The following is a 16,749-nucleotide window of genomic DNA, read 5'->3' on the forward strand; positions in this document are numbered from 1 at the left end:
TAATTAAATGAGAAACATAAGTCCGATATGCATTGCAAATATAGCTAAGTCTTCCTAAAAATCCGTTAAAAATAAAAAAGCCTATCATTTTCATGATAGGCTTTATATCTAAAAAAATTAAAGAACTAGTCTTTGTTTTCTTCTTCTGTAGACGCAGTAACATCCGTTTCAGCTGGAGCTTCTTCAGTTGTATCAGCTTTCTTCTTAGAAGTACCACGACGACGAGTTGCTTTTTTCTCAGTAGCAGCTTTAGCACCGTAAATTTCATTATAGTCTACCAATTCGATAAATGCCATTTCAGCGTTATCACCTAAACGATTTTCCATTTTGATAATACGTGTATAACCACCTGGACGATTAGCTACTTTTTCCGAAATTTCACGGAACAAGATAGTAACAGCCTCTTTATCTTTTAAGTAAGCGAAAACAGTACGACGAGAGTGAGTCGTATCGTTTTTAGATTTAGTAATCAAAGGCTCAACATATTTACGTAACGCTTTAGCTTTTGCTAAAGTTGTTGTAATACGTTTATGTTTTACTAATGACGTTGCCATGTTAGCTAACATTGCCTTTCTATGGCTGTCAGTACGACCTAAGTGATTTACTTTTTTTCCGTGTCTCATTTTTAATTTAATTTTAATGTATATACCGTCTCTTCACAGAGGGAATTATATACAAGCCGCTTATTAATATATTAATCTTCGTCTAACTTATATTTAGACAAGTTCATTCCAAATGATAAACCTTTCGATTTAACCAATTCTTGGATTTCGCTTAATGATTTTTTACCGAAGTTTCTGAATTTCAACATATCTGCTACGTCATAAGTAACTAATTCAGATAGTGAGCGAATATCAGCAGCTTTCAAACAGTTCAATGCGCGAACTGATAGATCTAAGTCAACTAATTCCATTTTCAAAATTTTACGCATATGTAAAATTTCTTCATCAACAACTTTAGTTTCCTCTTTAGTCTGAGACTCAAGAAGCATATTCTCATCAGAGAATAAGATAAAGTGTTGAATTAAGATTTTAGCAGCTTCTTTTAAAGCTTCTTCTGGATGAATCGAACCATCTGTAGAAATATCTAACAACAATTTCTCGTAGTCAGTTTTTTGTTCTACACGGTAGTTCTCAATGGTAAATTTAACATTCTTAATCGGAGTAAAGATCGAATCAATCGCGATTAATCCTACAGGACCATCAACGACTTTATTCTCATCAGCATTTACATAACCACGACCTTTAGCTACGCTCAATTCTACTTCAATTGTAACCGAGCTATCCATGTTACAGATAACCAAATCAGGATTTAATACTGTAAAGTTGTTTGAGAATTTTGTGATATCACCAGCTGAGAATTGCTCTTGACCATTGATTACTACAAATATCTTTTCGCTATCACCTTGATCACCAGTTTTTTGAAAACGTACTTGTTTCAAATTCAAAATGATCTCCGTAACGTCTTCAACTACACCTTTGATAGTTGAAAATTCGTGCGAAACGCCTGAAAACCTTATCGACGTAATTGCATATCCTTCTAATGAGGACAATAAAATACGGCGCAAAGCATTACCAATGGTTACACCAAAACCAGGCTCCAATGGACGAAATTCGAACGTACCATCAAAATCTGTAGATTTTTGCATGATAACTTTATCCGGTCTTTGAAATGCTAAAATTGCCATTTATTTCTTTTTAAAGTTTTTGTAATAATACTTGCAATACAATAGAATATGCATAATCCATAATGGACTATGCATATTGCTACTTTATTTATTATTTAGAGTATAACTCTACGATTAAGTTCTCTTTGATATTCTCAGGAATGTCAGATCTCTCAGGGAAACTTAAAAAAGTACCTGTAAGTTCTTTTGCATTCCACTCCAACCATGAGTATTTGTTGATAATTCTACCAGCAACTGAATCAGTGATTGTTTCAAGAGTTTGAGAACGCTCACGAACAGCGATTACATCACCTGGACGTAAGCTATATGATGGAATGTTAACTAATTCTCCGTTAACAGTAATGTGTTTGTGCGATACTAACTGACGTGCAGCAGAACGAGTAGGGGCAATACCTAAACGGTACACCGTGTTATCTAAACGAGCTTCTAATAATTTCAAGAAGATCTCCCCTGTAATACCTTGTTTTGAGGCAGCTTTAACAAACAAATTAGCGAATTGACGCTCTAACACCCCGTAAGTGTATTTTGCTTTTTGCTTTTCTAACAACTGAATAGCGTATTCAGATTGTTTACCTCTGCGTTTAGATGCTCCATGTTGTCCAGGAGGATAATTCTTTTTTTCTAACGCTTTATCTGGGCCGAAAATCGGCTCTCTAAATTTACGGGCAATTTTGGACTTAGGTCCTGTATATCTAGCCATTTTTTTTCTCTTAAAGTATCTATTAGCCTTTAGCTAATGAATCTTATCTTTAACCTAATTAAACTCTTCTACGTTTTGGAGGACGACAACCGTTGTGAGGAAGTGGTGTGATATCTTTGATAGTAGTCACATCGATTCCAACAGTTTGTAATGTTCTGATAGCCGACTCACGTCCAGCACCAGGTCCTTTTACGAATACTTCTACTTTGCGTAGACCTAAATCGTATGCAACTTTTCCACAGTCATTTGCTGCTTGTCCTGCCGCGTACGGTGTATTCTTTTTAGACCCTCTAAAACCCATTTTCCCAGCACTTGACCAAGAAATAGTTTGACCTTGATTATTAGTCAAAGTTACAATGATATTATTAAACGTAGCATTGATGTGTGCTTGACCAACAGGCTCAATAACAACAATACGTTTTTTTGCAGCTTTTTTAGTTTTAGCCATTTCTTAATTTTTATTTAGTAGCCTTTTTCTTGTTTGCAACTGTCTTACGTTTACCCTTACGAGTACGAGAGTTGTTTTTAGTGCGTTGACCACGAACTGGTAAATGCTTACGGTGACGTAATCCACGGTAACAACCGATATCCATTAAACGTTTAATGTTTAATTGAATTTCAGAACGTAAAGCACCTTCCACTTTAATCTCATCAGAAATCAAAGTACGAATTGCTGCTAACTGATCATCATTCCAATCTTGAACTTTAATGTCATGACTGATTTCCGCCTTATCTAAGATAAGCTCTGCTGTTGTACGACCGATACCAAAAATGTAGGTAAGGCCGATAACACCCCTTTTGTTTTTAGGTAAGTCAATACCTGCTATCCTTGCCATATATGTTTAGCGATTATTTTTAAATAATTAACCCTGACGTTGTTTGTACTTAGGGTTCTTTTTGTTGATTACAAAAACTTTTCCTTTGCGACGAATGATCTTACAATCAGCGCTACGTTTTTTTATTGATGCTCTTACTTTCATGATTTTAATATTTTCAAAAGCTTGCACTATCAGACTACCAATCCGTTATTTATAACGGTATGTGATACGTCCTTTAGTCAAATCATAAGGAGACATTTCTAATTTAACTTTATCCCCAGGCAAAATTTTGATATAGTGCATACGCATTTTACCAGAAATATGAGCAATGATTTCATGCCCATTTTCCAATTCCACCCTAAACATAGCATTAGAAAGTGCCTCTCTAATTATTCCATCTTGTTCAATTGAGGCTTGTTTAGCCATATATTCTTGATTATTATTTTGTTAAATAGCCTGCAAACAGGAGTGCAAAGATATATAAAATAATTGAAAATCAACTATTTTTCACCTAAAACTTTCTCTACATGTTCAAATGTCAACAGCACATCGGGTTCACCTTTTCGAATAGCGACCATTTGCTCGAAGTGCGCCGACAGTTTACCATCAACAGTACTTACTGTCCATCCGTCATCCCAAAACTTCACGCCTGCCTTTCCTGCGTTGATCATTGGTTCAATACAAATAACTAAACCAGACTCTAGCTTAGCACCAGCACCACGTTTACCGTAGTTTGGCACCTCAGGTTTTTCATGTAAATGAAAACCGACACCATGTCCAACTAATTCTCGTACAATACCAAAACCATATTTAGAAACATGTTCCTGTATAGCTGCACCGATATCTCCAACACGTTTTCCAGCTACAGCTTGCTCTATGCCTTTGTACATAGATTCTTTTGTTACATCAAGTAACAGCTGCGCTTCTTCAGTAACATTACCCACACCAAAAGTGTAGGCTGAATCACTAATAAAACCGTTTAGATTTACGCCACCGTCAACAGAAACAAGATCTCCATCTTTGATTATATAATCACTTGGAAATCCATGAACGATCTGATCGTTAACAGAAATACAAAGTGAGTATGGAAATCCATGATAATTAAGGAACGCAGGCGTACCACCATTATCATGGATAAACTCGTAAGCTAACTTATCAAGAGATAAGGTGGTGATGCCAGGTTTAATAACCTTAGCAACTTCACCAAGCAATTGCGAAAGTACATTTGCAGACAAACGCACTTGCTCTATTTCTTCCTCTGATTTATAATATACTTTAGACATCTAAAGAATTTAAATTGCCGACTGATCTACACCCTCAACTGACGCAGGAGTTCTTCCTTTTATACGTCCAGTTTTCATTAATCCGTCATAGTGACGCATCAATAAGTGGCTTTCAATTTGTTGCAAAGTATCCAACACAACACCTACCAAAATCAATAAGGACGTACCTCCGTAGAAATGCGCAAATTGATTATTAATACCGAATAAACTTGCAATAGCAGGTAATATAGCAATAATCGCAAGGAAAATTGCTCCCGGGAATGTGATATTTGAAATCACACGATCAATAAAGTTACTTGTTTCTAGACCTGGTTTGATACCTGGAACAAATCCACCATTTTTCTTCATATCATCAGACATCTGCTGAGGATTAACCATAATTGCTGTATAGAAAAATGTAAATGCTATAATCAAAACAGCAAAAGTTACATTATAAGCAACAGATGTATAGTTACTCAACGATGTTAAGAAATCAGACTGAAGATTAGGGAAAAATTGACCCAAACTCATTGGCACAAACATAATCGCTTGCGCGAAAATGATTGGCATTACACCAGCAGCATTAACCTTTAATGGTATATACTGTCTTACTCCACCCACTTGTTTGTTTCCAACAATCTTCTTTGCATATTGAACAGGAATCTTACGAACTCCTTGTACAATTAAAATTGTAAATACAACGACAAAGAACAAAGCTAAAAACTCCAATAATAATGGAATTGGTCCACCACCACCTTTACTCATACGTGATACCCACTCCGCAGTAATACCACTTGGCAATTGTGCGATAATACCAGTCATAATGATCAAGGAAATACCATTACCAATACCTTTATCAGTAATCTTTTCTCCTAGCCACATTACAAACAAAGTACCCGCTGTCAAAACTATTGCAGTAAGAATAGTGAACATAGGATCTGCTAATGTTTTCGCAGCAGGCTCAATTTGAGTTCTAACATACGCAAACGCTTGAAGCAAAGTAATCGCTAACGTTAGATAGCGCGTAATTTGATTCATTTTAGTACGACCACTTTCACCCTCTTTCTGCATTTTTTGGAAATAAGGAACCGCGATGCCCAATAACTGAACAACAATGGATGCCGAGATATAAGGCATTACACCCAATGCAAAGATAGCTGAGCGAGAGAATGACCCCCCTGCAAACATATCTAGCAACCCAAGTAATCCTTCTTTTTGACCGGAAGCCAAAGCTTGAGGATTAACTCCAGGTAATACAATATGACATCCAATACGGTAAATCAGAAGAAATAGCAACGTATTCAAAATACGTGTACGTAAATCGTCTATTTTCCAAATATTGGTTAAGGTTGTGATTAGTTTCTTCATTTATTAAAGTTTAACAATAGAACCGCCTGCTGCTTCAATAGCTGCTTGAGCAGAAGCCGAGAACGCATGTGCTGTAACTTCAACTTTTGCTTTCAACTCACCACGACCCAAGATCTTAACTTTATCTTTCTTAGCTACTAATCCATGAGCAACTAATTCTTCCAAAGTTACAATAGTCAAATTATGCTTCTCAACTAATTCTTGCAAAGCATCTAAGTTTACACCATTATACTCTACGCGGTTTAAGTTTTTGAAACCAAATTTAGGCACACGACGTTGCAAAGGCATTTGACCACCTTCAAAACCGATCTTTGTACTATGACCTGAACGAGAACCTGCTCCTTTGTGACCACGTGTAGAAGTACCACCGCGACCAGAACCTGTACCACGACCAATACGTTTACGATTTTTTACGGAACCTTTTGCAGGTCTTAAATTACTTAAGTTCATTTTAAAACTAAATTGTGTTAGGCCTTCGCTTTCACTAAACAGGTCCTAACTATTAAAAAATTGATTGATAGCAAGTAATGGAAAAGACCCTAAAGCCCTTTCCATATGCTAATATTAAATAGTGCTGATAGCTACTAAGTGATTCACTTTTCTCACCATACCAATGATAGCAGGTGTAGCTTCAACTTCTACTGAGTGATTGATTCTTTTCAACCCTAATGCCTCAATAGTTTTCTTTTGGCGCTCGCTTCTGTCGATAACGCTCTTTATCTGGGTGATTTTAATTTTTGCCATGATAATTAACCGTTAAATACTTTGTTTAAATCGACACCGCGGTGCTGTGCTACTGTGTACGCATCACGCATATTAGCTAAAGCGTCAATAGTTGCCTTTACCACGTTGTGTGGGTTAGATGAACCTAATGACTTTGCTAATACGTCTTTAATACCTGCAGATTCTAATACGGCACGCATTGCACCACCTGCTAAAACTCCTGTACCTGCGATTGCTGGTTTAATCAAAACTGAACCACCTGAATATTTACCATATTGAGCGTGAGGAACAGTACCTTTGATAATAGGAACTTTAACTAAGTTTTTCTTAGCGTCATCAATTCCTTTCGTAATTGCTTCAGTAACCTCTTTCGCTTTACCTAAACCGAAACCAACGATGCCGTTTTCATCACCTACAACCACGATTGCAGAGAAACTGAAAGTACGACCACCTTTAGTAACTTTAGCTACACGTTGGATACTTACTAAGCGATCTTTTAATTCAATCTCGCTTGATTTTACTCTTTTTATATTGCTTAATGCCATTTCTTCTATGATTAAAAGTCTAAACCGCCTTCGCGAGCACCTTCAGCCAAAGATTTGATACGGCCATGGTATAAGTACCCATTACGGTCAAAAACTACTTTACTAATTCCAGCTGCAACTGCTTTTTCTGCAACCAATTTACCTACTGCTTTTGACTGCTCAACTTTGTTGCCTGAAGCAGCAAAATCTTTTGAAGTGCTAGAAGCTGACACTAATGTCTTTCCTGCAACATCATCAATAATCTGAGCGTAGATACCTTTATTACTTCTAAAAACTGACAAGCGTGGACGCTCTGTTGATCCAGCCAGGTGTTTTCTGATTCCTTTTTTGATTCTCTCTCTACGAGATGCTTTATGTCCTGCCATGGTTATTATTTTTTAGCTGATTTACCTGCTTTTCTTCTTAATACTTCACCTACAAACTTAATACCTTTACCTTTGTATGGCTCTGGTTTACGGAAACCGCGGATTTTCGCTGCAATTTGACCGATTAATTGTTTGTCGATAGATTCCAAAGTGATAGTAGGATTTTTACCTTTATCTGCAGTAGTTGTTGCTGTAATTTCCTTTGGCAACATAAATACAATCTGGTGAGAGAAACCTAAAGTTAACTCTAATACATTACCAGTACATGCTGCACGGTAACCTACACCGACTAATTCTTGAGTAGTTTTGTATCCTTCAGTTACACCGACAACCATGTTGCTCAATAGAGAGCGGTATAATCCGTGTAATGCTTTGTGTCTTTTTTGATCTGTAGCACGAGTTACAACGATGTTACCATCTTCTTGAGCAACTGTAATGTCACGATCAACTTGTTGTGTTAATTCACCTTTAGGGCCCTTTACCGTAACTAAATTCTTGTCAGATACAGTCACCGTTACACCAGCAGGTATAGCGATAGGCGCTTTTCCAATTCTTGACATTTCTTTGTGATTTTCCTAGATTAATAAACGTAACATAAAACTTCACCACCAACATTTTGTAAGCGAGCTTCTTTGTCTGTCATAACTCCTTTAGAAGTTGACAAAACAGCGATACCCAAACCATTCAAAACACGAGGCATAGTCTCAACACTTGCATACTTTCTTAAACCAGGTTTACTCACACGTGTCAACGTACGAATAGCCGAGATCTTGCTAATAGGATTGTATTTCAAAGCAATTTTAATTGTGCCTTGAACTCCAGTCTCTTCAAATTTGTAATTAGCAATGTAACCTTTATCAAAAAGAACTTTAGTAATTTCTTTTTTAAGGTTCGATGCAGGAATTTCAACAACCCTGTGGTTGGCCTTAATGGCATTCCTTACTCGTGTAAGGTAATCCGCTATTGGATCTGTATTCATTATATATAAAATTGTGACAACGGTTTCCTTCCCAACCTTTGGGACAGACCTTTTATCGATTAATAAATTTTAACGTAAAAAACCCTAGCAAATCTTATATAAGATTTGCTGGGGCAAAATTACTTATTTTTTTGATATTACCAAGAAGCTTTTTTAACCCCCGGGATCTTACCGTCTAACGCCATCTCACGGAATGTAACACGAGAGATACCGAATTGACGCATATATCCTTTAGGACGTCCTGTTAATTTACAACGGTTGTGTAAACGAACTGGAGAAGCATTCTTAGGTAATTTATCTAATGCAGCATAATCACCAGCAGCTTTTAACGCAGCACGTTTGTCAGCAAATTTAGCTACTAATTTAGCGCGTTTTACTTCGCGAGCTTTTAATCCTTCCTTAGCCATTGTTATTAGTATTTTGATTTTTAAATGGTAAACCGAATTGTTTCAACAATTCTAAAGCCTCAACATCGTTTCCTGCGCTAGTCACGAAAGTGATGTCCATACCTTGAATTTTGTTGATTTTATCAATGTTGATCTCAGGGAAAATGATTTGCTCAGTAATACCTAAGTTGTAGTTACCTCTACCGTCGAAACCTTTATCATTGATACCACGGAAGTCACGAATACGTGGAAGTGATACAGCGATTAAACGATCTAAGAACTCATACATGTTGTTATCACGCAAAGTAACACGTGCACCAACAGGCATACCTTTACGTAATTTAAAGTTTGAGATATCTTTTTTCGATTTAGTTGCAACAGCTTGTTGACCAGTAATTAATGTTAACTCTGAAAGAGCATTATCAATTAATTTCTTATCTGAAGTAGCAGCACCTACACCTTGTGAAACAACGATTTTCTCAAGCTTAGGAACCTGCATAACACTTTTATACTGGAATTTTTCTTTAAGTGCAGTACGGATTTCCTCCGCATATTTCACTTTTAATCTTGGTACGTAAGTCATTATTTAATTTCCTCCCCTGATTTTTTTGCTACACGAACAATTTTACCATCTTCGTTAACTTTACGACCTACACGTGTAGGAGCTCCTGTTTTAGGATCAATGAAAGCTAAGTTAGAAATATGGATAGCTGCTTCTTTTTCAATAATACCACCATTAGGATTAGCCGCACTTGGTTTAGTGTGTTTTTTGATGATATTAGCGCCTTCTACAACAGCTCTATTAGCATCCACTAAAACTTGCAATACTTTTCCTTGAACACCTTTAGAGTTACCAGCGATAACTTTCACTAAATCACCTTTTTTGATCTTGATTTTGTGTGTAGTTGTTGTTGTTTTTTTGTATGCCATAATTATAAAACCTCCGGTGCTAGTGATACAATTTTCATGAACTGTTTCTCACGTAATTCTCTAGCAACTGGGCCAAAGATACGTGTACCACGTGGTTCATCATTATTATTTAATAATACTGCAGCATTGTCATCAAAACGAATATAAGAACCATCTTTACGACGAATTTCTTTTTTAGTTCTAACAACTACAGCTTTAGAAACAGTACCTTTTTTTACGTTTCCTGAAGGTAAAGCGCTTTTGATGGTAACAACAATTTTATCACCTATCGAAGCATAACGCTTACCTGTGCCACCTAACACACGGATTACTAAAACTTCTTTAGCTCCGCTGTTATCAGCAACATTTAGTCTTGATTCCTGTTGTACCATGTTATTTAGCTCTTTCTAATATTTCTACTAATCTCCAATTCTTAGTCTTACTCAGCGGACGAGTTTCCATAATTAATACCGTATCGCCGATACCACAGGTATTAGTTTCGTCATGAGCAGTAAATTTAGTAGTTTTTTTAACGAATTTACCATAGATAGGGTGTTTCACTTTACGCTCAACCTTTACTACGATAGATTTCTCCATTTTATTGCTAACTACTAAGCCGATTCTTGTTTTTCTTAATTGTCTTTCCATTTCGACTTTAATTTATGCCTCAGAGGCTGTTTCTTTTTTAGCAGCAGCTTTACGAGCAGTCAACTCTGTACTAAGACGAGCGATTTCTCTACGAGCCGTTTTGATTACATTAGGGTTCTCAATTGCAGAAACAGCATGTGCAAATTTCAATTTGCTAAGGGCAGCTTTCTCTTGTACTAAACGAGCAGCTAGATCCTCTGTTGATAATTCTAAAATTTCTGAATTTTTCATTTTATTTCAGTTGTTATATTGGGTTATCATTAGTTTATATATAGCCTTAGGAGTAACGGTCCTAAGGCTAAAAAAATGATATTACCAACGATTTATGCTTCTACGTAATCTCTACGTATAACAAACTTAGTTTGAACCGGAAGTTTCTGAGCAGCAAGGCGTAAAGCTTCTTTAGCAATTTCTAAAGATACTCCTTCTGCTTCAAATAACATACGGCCTGGGCGGACTACGGCAACCCAGTATTCTGGAGCTCCCTTACCTTTACCCATACGTACCTCTGCAGGTTTTTTAGTAACAGGTTTATCAGGGAAGATACGGATCCAAACTTGACCTTCACGTTTCATGTAACGTGTCACTGCAATACGAGCTGCCTCGATTTGACGGCTTGTGATCCATGCTTCCTCCAATGATTTGATACCGAATGAACCGAAAGCTAACTCTGCTCCACGAGAAGCGTTACCTTTCATACGTCCTTTCTGCATCTTTCTGAACTTTGTTCTTTTTGGCTGTAACATGTTCGTTATCTATTTTAATCCCGCCAGAGACGGGATATATTAAAATCTTATTATTAATTAATCTCTTTTTGCACCACGGTTGTTTCCACCACGATTATTGTTTCCACCACGACGGTCACCACCACGACCACCTTTACGGTTGTCACGGCGATCAGCACCACCTTCGTTTCCACCACGCGTTTTCACACCAGAAGCTTGACCAATGTTTGGAGATAAGTCACGTTTACCGTAAACCTCACCTTTACAGATCCAAACTTTGATACCGATTTTACCGTAAGTAGTTAATGCTTCAGCTAATGCATAGTCGATATCAGCACGTAATGTGTGTAAAGGAGTTCTTCCTTCTTTGTACTGCTCAGAACGTGCCATTTCAGCACCACCTAAACGACCAGAACACATTACTTTGATACCTTCAGCACCCATACGCATTGTCGAAGCTATTGTAGTTTTCATTGCACGACGGAATGAAATACGAGCCTCTAATTGCTTAGCGATACCTTCAGCTACTAATTTTGCATCTAACTCAGGACGTTTGATCTCGAAAATGTTAATTTGAACATCTTTCTTAGTGATTTTCTTTAACTCTTCTTTAATCTTATCAACTTCCTGACCACCTTTACCGATAACGATACCAGGTCTTGCTGTATGAATAGTTACTGTGATACGTTTTAAAGTTCTTTCAATAACAACTTTTGCTACACCACCTTTTGCTATACGAACAGAAAGATATTTTCTAATCTTTTCGTCTTCTACTAATTTATCGGCATAGTTTTTTCCTCCGAACCAATTAGAATCCCAACCTCTGATGATTCCTAATCTGCTACCTATTGGATTTGCTTTTTGTCCCATTTCTCAATAAATTAGTTTTGTTCAACGTTAGATTTACTGTCAACGATCAAAGTAACATGGTTCGAACGTTTACGAATTCTGTAACCGCGACCTTGAGGAGCTGGACGTAATCTTTTCAATTGACGACCACCTGCTACTGATACTTCTTTAACGTATAATTGACTATCTTCAACTGATTTACCTTCGTTTTTAGCTTCCCAGTTTTTAATTGCAGATAATAATAATTTCTCTACACGGATTGCTGCTTCCTTGCTTGTATGCTTCAAAATATATAAAGCACTCTCTACTTTCTCGCCACGAATTAAGTCCACTACTAAACGCATCTTACGAGGTGAAGTAGGGCAATTTAATAATTTGGCAGTAGAAGCTCCTCCTATTTGAGCTTTCTCTTGCTCTTTGCGCTGTTTTATTAAAACAGACTTTTTAAGTTTTTTTGTTGCTTCCATTACCTATTATTTTTTCTTTTCTGCGTGGCCTCTGAATGTACGCGTAGGAGCGAATTCGCCTAATTTGTGACCTACCATGTTTTCCGTTACATAAACAGGGATAAATTTATTCCCGTTGTGCACTGCAAAGGTATGACCAACAAAATCAGGAGAAATCATTGATCTGCGAGACCATGTTTTGATAACTGACTTTTTGTTAGTTTCATTCATAGAAAGAACTTTTCCTTCTAAGTTGTGATCGATATAAGGACCTTTTTTAATTGAACGAGCCATTATTTTTTCCTTCTCTCAATGATGTAACGATTCGATGTTTTCTTCTTGTCGCGTGTTTTGAAGCCTTTAGCTAAAACACCTGTGCGTGAACGAGGCTGACCTCCTGAGGTACGACCCTCACCACCACCCATAGGGTGATCGACAGGGTTCATAGCTACACCACGAACTCTTGGACGACGTCCTAACCAACGGTTACGACCAGCCTTACCTAACACTTCAATTCTTCTATCGTGATTAGATACCGAACCGATTGTAGCCACGCAAGTCAATAAGATCATACGTGTTTCACTTGAAGGTAATTTAATAATAGCGTATTTACCATCACGAGCAGATAATTGCGCATAAGTACCAGCCGAACGAGCGATTGAACCACCTTGACCAGGGTTCAACTCAATGTTATGGATGATAGAACCCAATGGAATATTTGCTAATGGAATAGTATTACCTACTTCTGGGGCAACTTTTTCACCTGCTACTACAGTCATTCCAACTTTTAAACCAGCTGGAGCGATGATGTAACGTTTCTCACCATCAGCATAATGCAATAATGCAATACGTGCTGTACGGTTTGGATCGTACTCAATTGTAGCTACTGTTGCAGGGATATCTTTTTTATCGCGTTTGAAATCTATTAATCGGTATACTTTCTTGTGTCCCCCACCGATGTAACGCATAGTCATTTTACCGGATTTATTACGACCGCCCGATCTTTTGTTGCTTCCAACTACTAATGATTTTTCAGGAACATTAGTTGTTACGTCAGAATAGTCAGCGCCTACTCTGAAACGAGTACCAGGGGTTACCGGTTTGAATCTTTTAACTGCCATCTCTAATTATATAGTACTGTAAAAGTCAATAGTTTCGCCATCTTTAATTGTAATGACAGCTTTTTTATACTTAGGAGCTCTACCAGATACGAAACCTGCTTTTGTGTAACGGCTTTTTGCTTTACCTGCTACTACTGCAGTATTAACCGCAAGAACAGTAACACCAAACATAGCCTCAATAGCTGTTTTGATCTGAATTTTGTTAGCTCTGTGATCTACTTTGAAAGCATAACGGTTTAATTTTTCCGTTAAAAATGAAGCTTTCTCAGTTAAGATAGGTTTTTTAATAATGTCCATATTACTTAGCTAATGCCTCCTCCAAAGTTTTAAGCGAACCTGTAGTAAATAATAACTTAGCCGCATTTAATACATCATATGTATTTAATTGATCTACAGTTGTTACTTTTACTTTTTTCAAGTTTCTGCTTGATAAATAAACGTTATTATCTTGCGCTGATAAAACCAATAAAGTTTTCTCATCTGCTACATTCAAAGCATTTACAAAAGCAACATAATTTTTAGTTTTGATTGAGTCAAATTTAACTTCATCCAATACTACAACATTGTTATCAATTGCTTTGTAGCTTAACGCTGATTTACGTGCTACTTGTTTCAATTTTTTATTCAATTTGAAACTGTAATCACGTGGTTGAGGACCGAATACACGACCACCACCATTAAACAATGGAGATTTGATAGAACCCGCACGAGCACCACCAGTACCTTTTTGTTTGTGTAATTTACGAGTTGAACCCGCGATTTCATTACGTTGTTTAGATTTGTGAGTTCCTTGGCGTTGATTCGCTAAGTATTGTTTCACGTCCAAATAGATCGCATGATCGTTAGGCTCTAACCCAAATACCGACTCAGGAAGTTGCACCTTGGCACCTGTTTCTTTACCTGATAAATTTAAAACTTTAACTTCCATTTCCTATTTGTCTACAACTACATAAGAACCTTTAGCTCCTGGGATGGAACCACTAACAACGATTAGGTTTTGATCAGCATAAACTTTCAAAACTTGTAAGTTTTGAACTTTAATTCTGTCACCACCCATACGACCTGCCATACGCATACCTTTAAATACACGTGAAGGCCAAGAAGCCGCACCAATTGAACCTGGAGCACGTAATCTGTTGTGCTGACCGTGAGTCGCACCACCTACACCACCAAATCCATGACGTTTCATTACACCTTGAAAACCTTTACCTTTAGAAGTACCGACTACGTCAACATACTCCCCTTCTTCAAATAGTGTAACGTCAACTACGTCACCAAGTTGTTTTGCATCTGGGAAAGTTTTAAACTCTACCAGCTTACGCTTAGGCGTTGTATTTGCTTTCGCAAAGTGCCCTTTTAAAGAATTCGTTGTGTTCTTTTCTTTAGCTTCATCGAAGCCAAGTTGAACAGCAGCGTAGCCATCTTTCTCTTCCGTACGTATCTGCGTAACCACGCACGGACCAGCTTGAATAACAGTACACGGAATGTTTTTTCCCTCTGCATCAAACAGGCTTGTCATTCCTACTTTTTTTCCAATAATACCTGACATGTTGTAAATTAATTAATTAAAAGTCCATCGAAGCAGTAGGGCTTCGCTCAAGACGTATTTCCCCCAATAAGGGATTGCAAAAGTACGAAGAAATTTCTAACTACCAAATTATTAGCACATTATTTTTTTATTTTTTTGTCTAGATCGAATATTTAAAAAACTAACTAATCGAGATATTAAAATAAATTGAGAAATAACAAGAACAGTAAGTGAGCATCCTAATTCAATAATATATAATAAGAAGATAAATTATCAGAGCTTAATGGGAAATAATAAGATATTATACAACCAATACAAACATAAAAAACTCAAAAAAACTATCCAGAGCATATAAGCTGCGGATAGTTCATGTGCCTTTTTAAATTAACAATAATCTACATTTTAATGACAGACTGCCCATCCAACAGTCTTTTATATCGGACTAAAGCTTCTACATAATAATAGTCCGCATAAGTCAAGGGAACGTCAACTTCTGTCTCATGTGGAATAGATCCCACACTATGTTTCAGTATATAACCACCAGCTTCCTTATACTCCGCCTTATAAGGTTTAGAAGATAATGACCGCAACATTTGTTCTGCTTTGACAATATATAATTGACTTTCAGCCCCATCAGTATATTGAGCAAGTTCCAATAAAGCAGAAGCCATTACAGCAGCAGTTGATACATCACGCAGATCTTTCTGTTTGTAATATTTACTTGAAGCACTTAATTTATTTTGATCCATGTCCCAGTACGGAATTAAATCTTGGGGCAAATTTGGATGATTCAAATAAAAATTTGCAATATTTCGTGCCTGTCGTAGATATTTTTGATCCTTAGTTTCTCTAAACATCATGGTATATCCATACAAACCCCAGGCTTGGCCTCTAGACCAAGCTGATTCATCAAAAGCCCCTTGCGCAGTCTTCTTCGAGATTATACTTCCATCCTTACTGTTATAATCAACAACATGATAAGAACTATAGTCTTTTCTATAATGATTGATCATTGTTGCATCCGCATGTTTAATTGCGATGTCAGCATAACTTGAATTACCTGTCATCTTGGATACCTCAATTAAAAACTCTAAATTCATCATATTATCTATAATAACCGGATAAGTCCAAGATTGCCCATCCCAATTCTTACCACCATCCCATGATCGAATAGTTTTTGTCGCATCCTTATAACGTGTAGCCAAAGAAGCAGCACCTGTACTCAGCACATTCTTATAAGCACTAGAATCATTTGTCAATCTTAATGCATTTCCAAAACTGCAGTAAAGCATAAAACCCAGGTCATGCGTACCTTTATTATTCTTTTCTTTTTCTAAATATTTCAACTTTCGTTTAGCCTCATCTAACAATTTCGTATCATTCGAATATTCGTAAAGATACAATACAGTACCTGGATAAAAACCAGAACACCACCAACTAGACCCCCAATTCACATATTTACCATTTTGGAAAGTCGTAGGAATATCGGCTTCTTTAACAGAAGCAGCGAGGTAACTAATTTGTTTTTTTGCATCTTCCAGATTTTCATTCACAAAAGCTGAATCAAGGTTTAACTTATTCTTGGCAAGCCCTCTTTTAGTCTGGCACGAAACCCCTTGAAGAGCAAATCCTACTATTCCAAATAGGATTAAATAATTTCGAATGTTCATTTAAAACGTTATTTTTTTGA

General features: G+C 36.9%; 30 protein-coding genes. All 30 read right to left on the minus strand.

Going from position 1 to position 16,749, the window contains the following annotated elements:
- Positions 1–125: 125 nt before the first annotated feature.
- Complete coding sequence (rplQ, locus tag HCX49_RS18680; RefSeq protein WP_132843578.1) at positions 126–623, minus strand: 50S ribosomal protein L17; 498 nt, start codon at positions 621–623, stop codon at positions 126–128.
- Positions 624–694: 71 nt separating this feature from the next.
- A complete protein-coding gene (locus HCX49_RS18685; RefSeq protein WP_108159147.1) occupies positions 695–1,687 on the minus strand; it encodes a DNA-directed RNA polymerase subunit alpha in 993 nt (330 codons plus the stop codon).
- Positions 1,688–1,778: 91 nt separating this feature from the next.
- A complete protein-coding gene (rpsD, locus tag HCX49_RS18690; protein ID WP_021190947.1) occupies positions 1,779–2,387 on the minus strand; it encodes a 30S ribosomal protein S4 in 609 nt (202 codons plus the stop codon).
- 58 nt (positions 2,388–2,445) lie between these two features.
- Positions 2,446–2,835 carry a 30S ribosomal protein S11 gene (rpsK, locus tag HCX49_RS18695; RefSeq protein WP_021190946.1) on the minus strand — a complete coding sequence of 130 codons (390 nt, stop codon included), beginning with the start codon at positions 2,833–2,835 and terminating at the stop codon, positions 2,446–2,448.
- Positions 2,836–2,845: 10 nt separating this feature from the next.
- The gene (gene rpsM, locus HCX49_RS18700; RefSeq protein ID WP_132771534.1) at positions 2,846–3,223 is read right to left on the minus strand and encodes a 30S ribosomal protein S13; all 378 of its coding nucleotides are present in this window, start codon (positions 3,221–3,223) and stop codon (positions 2,846–2,848) included.
- A 27-nt stretch (positions 3,224–3,250) separates the two neighbouring features.
- Positions 3,251–3,367, minus strand: coding sequence for a 50S ribosomal protein L36 (gene rpmJ, locus HCX49_RS18705; protein WP_038702005.1), 117 nt, complete (start codon positions 3,365–3,367; stop codon positions 3,251–3,253).
- A 45-nt stretch (positions 3,368–3,412) separates the two neighbouring features.
- Positions 3,413–3,631 carry a translation initiation factor IF-1 gene (gene infA / locus HCX49_RS18710; RefSeq protein ID WP_002997456.1) on the minus strand — a complete coding sequence of 73 codons (219 nt, stop codon included), beginning with the start codon at positions 3,629–3,631 and terminating at the stop codon, positions 3,413–3,415.
- A 74-nt stretch (positions 3,632–3,705) separates the two neighbouring features.
- Positions 3,706–4,488 carry a type I methionyl aminopeptidase gene (gene map, locus HCX49_RS18715; RefSeq protein WP_132771535.1) on the minus strand — a complete coding sequence of 261 codons (783 nt, stop codon included), beginning with the start codon at positions 4,486–4,488 and terminating at the stop codon, positions 3,706–3,708.
- A 9-nt stretch (positions 4,489–4,497) separates the two neighbouring features.
- On the minus strand, positions 4,498–5,835 hold the full coding sequence (gene secY / locus HCX49_RS18720) for a preprotein translocase subunit SecY (protein ID WP_038695510.1): 1,338 nt from the start codon (positions 5,833–5,835) through the stop codon (positions 4,498–4,500).
- A 3-nt stretch (positions 5,836–5,838) separates the two neighbouring features.
- Entirely contained in the window at positions 5,839–6,285 is a 447-nt protein-coding gene (gene rplO / locus HCX49_RS18725; protein ID WP_132771536.1) for a 50S ribosomal protein L15, read from the minus strand.
- 114 nt (positions 6,286–6,399) lie between these two features.
- Positions 6,400–6,579, minus strand: a complete 180-nt coding sequence (rpmD, locus tag HCX49_RS18730; protein ID WP_021190941.1) for a 50S ribosomal protein L30 — start codon at positions 6,577–6,579, stop codon at positions 6,400–6,402.
- A gap of 5 nt (positions 6,580–6,584) precedes the next feature.
- Complete coding sequence (gene rpsE, locus HCX49_RS18735) at positions 6,585–7,103, minus strand: 30S ribosomal protein S5 (protein ID WP_132771537.1); 519 nt, start codon at positions 7,101–7,103, stop codon at positions 6,585–6,587.
- Between the two features lie 11 nt (positions 7,104–7,114).
- A complete protein-coding gene (rplR, locus tag HCX49_RS18740; RefSeq protein WP_183916730.1) occupies positions 7,115–7,477 on the minus strand; it encodes a 50S ribosomal protein L18 in 363 nt (120 codons plus the stop codon).
- Positions 7,474–8,028 (minus strand): 50S ribosomal protein L6, encoded by a 555-nt coding sequence (rplF, locus tag HCX49_RS18745; RefSeq protein ID WP_021190939.1) that lies wholly within the window; start codon positions 8,026–8,028, stop codon positions 7,474–7,476. The genes rplR and rplF overlap by 4 nt, the downstream gene beginning before the upstream one ends.
- Positions 8,029–8,048: 20 nt before the next feature.
- On the minus strand, positions 8,049–8,450 hold the full coding sequence (rpsH, locus tag HCX49_RS18750) for a 30S ribosomal protein S8 (protein WP_232789439.1): 402 nt from the start codon (positions 8,448–8,450) through the stop codon (positions 8,049–8,051).
- A 134-nt stretch (positions 8,451–8,584) separates the two neighbouring features.
- Entirely contained in the window at positions 8,585–8,854 is a 270-nt protein-coding gene (gene rpsN, locus HCX49_RS18755) for a 30S ribosomal protein S14 (RefSeq protein ID WP_021190937.1), read from the minus strand.
- Entirely contained in the window at positions 8,847–9,416 is a 570-nt protein-coding gene (rplE, locus tag HCX49_RS18760; RefSeq protein WP_132771539.1) for a 50S ribosomal protein L5, read from the minus strand. Before rplE ends, rpsN begins: the two co-directional genes overlap by 8 nt.
- Positions 9,416–9,763, minus strand: coding sequence for a 50S ribosomal protein L24 (rplX, locus tag HCX49_RS18765; protein WP_132771540.1), 348 nt, complete (start codon positions 9,761–9,763; stop codon positions 9,416–9,418). Before rplX ends, rplE begins: the two co-directional genes overlap by 1 nt.
- A 2-nt stretch (positions 9,764–9,765) precedes the next feature.
- Entirely contained in the window at positions 9,766–10,134 is a 369-nt protein-coding gene (gene rplN / locus HCX49_RS18770) for a 50S ribosomal protein L14 (RefSeq protein WP_021189647.1), read from the minus strand.
- Between the two features lies 1 nt (position 10,135).
- A complete protein-coding gene (gene rpsQ, locus HCX49_RS18775) occupies positions 10,136–10,390 on the minus strand; it encodes a 30S ribosomal protein S17 (protein WP_021189648.1) in 255 nt (84 codons plus the stop codon).
- Positions 10,391–10,402: 12 nt separating this feature from the next.
- Positions 10,403–10,621 carry a 50S ribosomal protein L29 gene (rpmC, locus tag HCX49_RS18780; RefSeq protein WP_021189649.1) on the minus strand — a complete coding sequence of 73 codons (219 nt, stop codon included), beginning with the start codon at positions 10,619–10,621 and terminating at the stop codon, positions 10,403–10,405.
- 92 nt (positions 10,622–10,713) lie between these two features.
- Positions 10,714–11,136 (minus strand): 50S ribosomal protein L16, encoded by a 423-nt coding sequence (gene rplP / locus HCX49_RS18785; RefSeq protein WP_021189650.1) that lies wholly within the window; start codon positions 11,134–11,136, stop codon positions 10,714–10,716.
- 57 nt (positions 11,137–11,193) lie between these two features.
- Positions 11,194–11,985: a 30S ribosomal protein S3 gene (gene rpsC / locus HCX49_RS18790; protein WP_021189651.1), complete on the minus strand. Its 792-nt coding sequence runs from the start codon at positions 11,983–11,985 to the stop codon at positions 11,194–11,196.
- A gap of 11 nt (positions 11,986–11,996) precedes the next feature.
- Complete coding sequence (gene rplV / locus HCX49_RS18795) at positions 11,997–12,431, minus strand: 50S ribosomal protein L22 (RefSeq protein WP_168127891.1); 435 nt, start codon at positions 12,429–12,431, stop codon at positions 11,997–11,999.
- A gap of 6 nt (positions 12,432–12,437) precedes the next feature.
- Complete coding sequence (rpsS, locus tag HCX49_RS18800) at positions 12,438–12,704, minus strand: 30S ribosomal protein S19 (protein ID WP_021189653.1); 267 nt, start codon at positions 12,702–12,704, stop codon at positions 12,438–12,440.
- Positions 12,704–13,531, minus strand: coding sequence for a 50S ribosomal protein L2 (gene rplB, locus HCX49_RS18805; protein WP_021189654.1), 828 nt, complete (start codon positions 13,529–13,531; stop codon positions 12,704–12,706). Before rplB ends, rpsS begins: the two co-directional genes overlap by 1 nt.
- A gap of 6 nt (positions 13,532–13,537) precedes the next feature.
- Entirely contained in the window at positions 13,538–13,828 is a 291-nt protein-coding gene (gene rplW, locus HCX49_RS18810; protein ID WP_021189655.1) for a 50S ribosomal protein L23, read from the minus strand.
- 1 nt (position 13,829) lies between these two features.
- Complete coding sequence (rplD, locus tag HCX49_RS18815) at positions 13,830–14,459, minus strand: 50S ribosomal protein L4 (protein ID WP_021189656.1); 630 nt, start codon at positions 14,457–14,459, stop codon at positions 13,830–13,832.
- Between the two features lie 3 nt (positions 14,460–14,462).
- Positions 14,463–15,080, minus strand: a complete 618-nt coding sequence (gene rplC, locus HCX49_RS18820; RefSeq protein ID WP_132843571.1) for a 50S ribosomal protein L3 — start codon at positions 15,078–15,080, stop codon at positions 14,463–14,465.
- A 374-nt stretch (positions 15,081–15,454) separates the two neighbouring features.
- A complete protein-coding gene (locus HCX49_RS18825) occupies positions 15,455–16,729 on the minus strand; it encodes a glycoside hydrolase family 88 protein (RefSeq protein ID WP_132771542.1) in 1,275 nt (424 codons plus the stop codon).
- Between the last annotated feature and the right edge of the window lie 20 nt (positions 16,730–16,749).

The organism is Sphingobacterium sp. B16(2022) (assembly GCF_012030425.1).
GTDB lineage: Bacteria > Bacteroidota > Bacteroidia > Sphingobacteriales > Sphingobacteriaceae > Sphingobacterium > Sphingobacterium anhuiense.

Excerpts from the sequence above, each read along its gene's own strand:
- rplQ (WP_132843578.1), bottom strand. The coding sequence starts at position 623 with ATGAGACACGGAAAAAAAGTAAATCACTTAGGTCGTACTGACAGCCAT.
- HCX49_RS18685 (WP_108159147.1), bottom strand. The coding sequence starts at position 1,687 with ATGGCAATTTTAGCATTTCAAAGACCGGATAAAGTTATCATGCAAAAA.
- rpsD (WP_021190947.1), bottom strand. The coding sequence starts at position 2,387 with ATGGCTAGATATACAGGACCTAAGTCCAAAATTGCCCGTAAATTTAGA.
- rpsK (WP_021190946.1), bottom strand. The coding sequence starts at position 2,835 with ATGGCTAAAACTAAAAAAGCTGCAAAAAAACGTATTGTTGTTATTGAG.
- rpsM (WP_132771534.1), bottom strand. The coding sequence starts at position 3,223 with ATGGCAAGGATAGCAGGTATTGACTTACCTAAAAACAAAAGGGGTGTT.
- rpmJ (WP_038702005.1), bottom strand. The coding sequence starts at position 3,367 with ATGAAAGTAAGAGCATCAATAAAAAAACGTAGCGCTGATTGTAAGATC.
- infA (WP_002997456.1), bottom strand. The coding sequence starts at position 3,631 with ATGGCTAAACAAGCCTCAATTGAACAAGATGGAATAATTAGAGAGGCA.
- map (WP_132771535.1), bottom strand. The coding sequence starts at position 4,488 with ATGTCTAAAGTATATTATAAATCAGAGGAAGAAATAGAGCAAGTGCGT.
- secY (WP_038695510.1), bottom strand. The coding sequence starts at position 5,835 with ATGAAGAAACTAATCACAACCTTAACCAATATTTGGAAAATAGACGAT.
- rplO (WP_132771536.1), bottom strand. The coding sequence starts at position 6,285 with ATGAACTTAAGTAATTTAAGACCTGCAAAAGGTTCCGTAAAAAATCGT.
- rpmD (WP_021190941.1), bottom strand. The coding sequence starts at position 6,579 with ATGGCAAAAATTAAAATCACCCAGATAAAGAGCGTTATCGACAGAAGC.
- rpsE (WP_132771537.1), bottom strand. The coding sequence starts at position 7,103 with ATGGCATTAAGCAATATAAAAAGAGTAAAATCAAGCGAGATTGAATTA.
- rplF (WP_021190939.1), bottom strand. The coding sequence starts at position 8,028 with ATGTCAAGAATTGGAAAAGCGCCTATCGCTATACCTGCTGGTGTAACG.
- rpsN (WP_021190937.1), bottom strand. The coding sequence starts at position 8,854 with ATGGCTAAGGAAGGATTAAAAGCTCGCGAAGTAAAACGCGCTAAATTA.
- rplE (WP_132771539.1), bottom strand. The coding sequence starts at position 9,416 with ATGACTTACGTACCAAGATTAAAAGTGAAATATGCGGAGGAAATCCGT.
- rplX (WP_132771540.1), bottom strand. The coding sequence starts at position 9,763 with ATGGCATACAAAAAAACAACAACAACTACACACAAAATCAAGATCAAA.
- rplN (WP_021189647.1), bottom strand. The coding sequence starts at position 10,134 with ATGGTACAACAGGAATCAAGACTAAATGTTGCTGATAACAGCGGAGCT.
- rpsQ (WP_021189648.1), bottom strand. The coding sequence starts at position 10,390 with ATGGAAAGACAATTAAGAAAAACAAGAATCGGCTTAGTAGTTAGCAAT.
- rpmC (WP_021189649.1), bottom strand. The coding sequence starts at position 10,621 with ATGAAAAATTCAGAAATTTTAGAATTATCAACAGAGGATCTAGCTGCT.
- rplP (WP_021189650.1), bottom strand. The coding sequence starts at position 11,136 with ATGTTACAGCCAAAAAGAACAAAGTTCAGAAAGATGCAGAAAGGACGT.
- rpsC (WP_021189651.1), bottom strand. The coding sequence starts at position 11,985 with ATGGGACAAAAAGCAAATCCAATAGGTAGCAGATTAGGAATCATCAGA.
- rplV (WP_168127891.1), bottom strand. The coding sequence starts at position 12,431 with ATGGAAGCAACAAAAAAACTTAAAAAGTCTGTTTTAATAAAACAGCGC.
- rpsS (WP_021189653.1), bottom strand. The coding sequence starts at position 12,704 with ATGGCTCGTTCAATTAAAAAAGGTCCTTATATCGATCACAACTTAGAA.
- rplB (WP_021189654.1), bottom strand. The coding sequence starts at position 13,531 with ATGGCAGTTAAAAGATTCAAACCGGTAACCCCTGGTACTCGTTTCAGA.
- rplW (WP_021189655.1), bottom strand. The coding sequence starts at position 13,828 with ATGGACATTATTAAAAAACCTATCTTAACTGAGAAAGCTTCATTTTTA.
- rplD (WP_021189656.1), bottom strand. The coding sequence starts at position 14,459 with ATGGAAGTTAAAGTTTTAAATTTATCAGGTAAAGAAACAGGTGCCAAG.
- rplC (WP_132843571.1), bottom strand. The coding sequence starts at position 15,080 with ATGTCAGGTATTATTGGAAAAAAAGTAGGAATGACAAGCCTGTTTGAT.
- HCX49_RS18825 (WP_132771542.1), bottom strand. The coding sequence starts at position 16,729 with ATGAACATTCGAAATTATTTAATCCTATTTGGAATAGTAGGATTTGCT.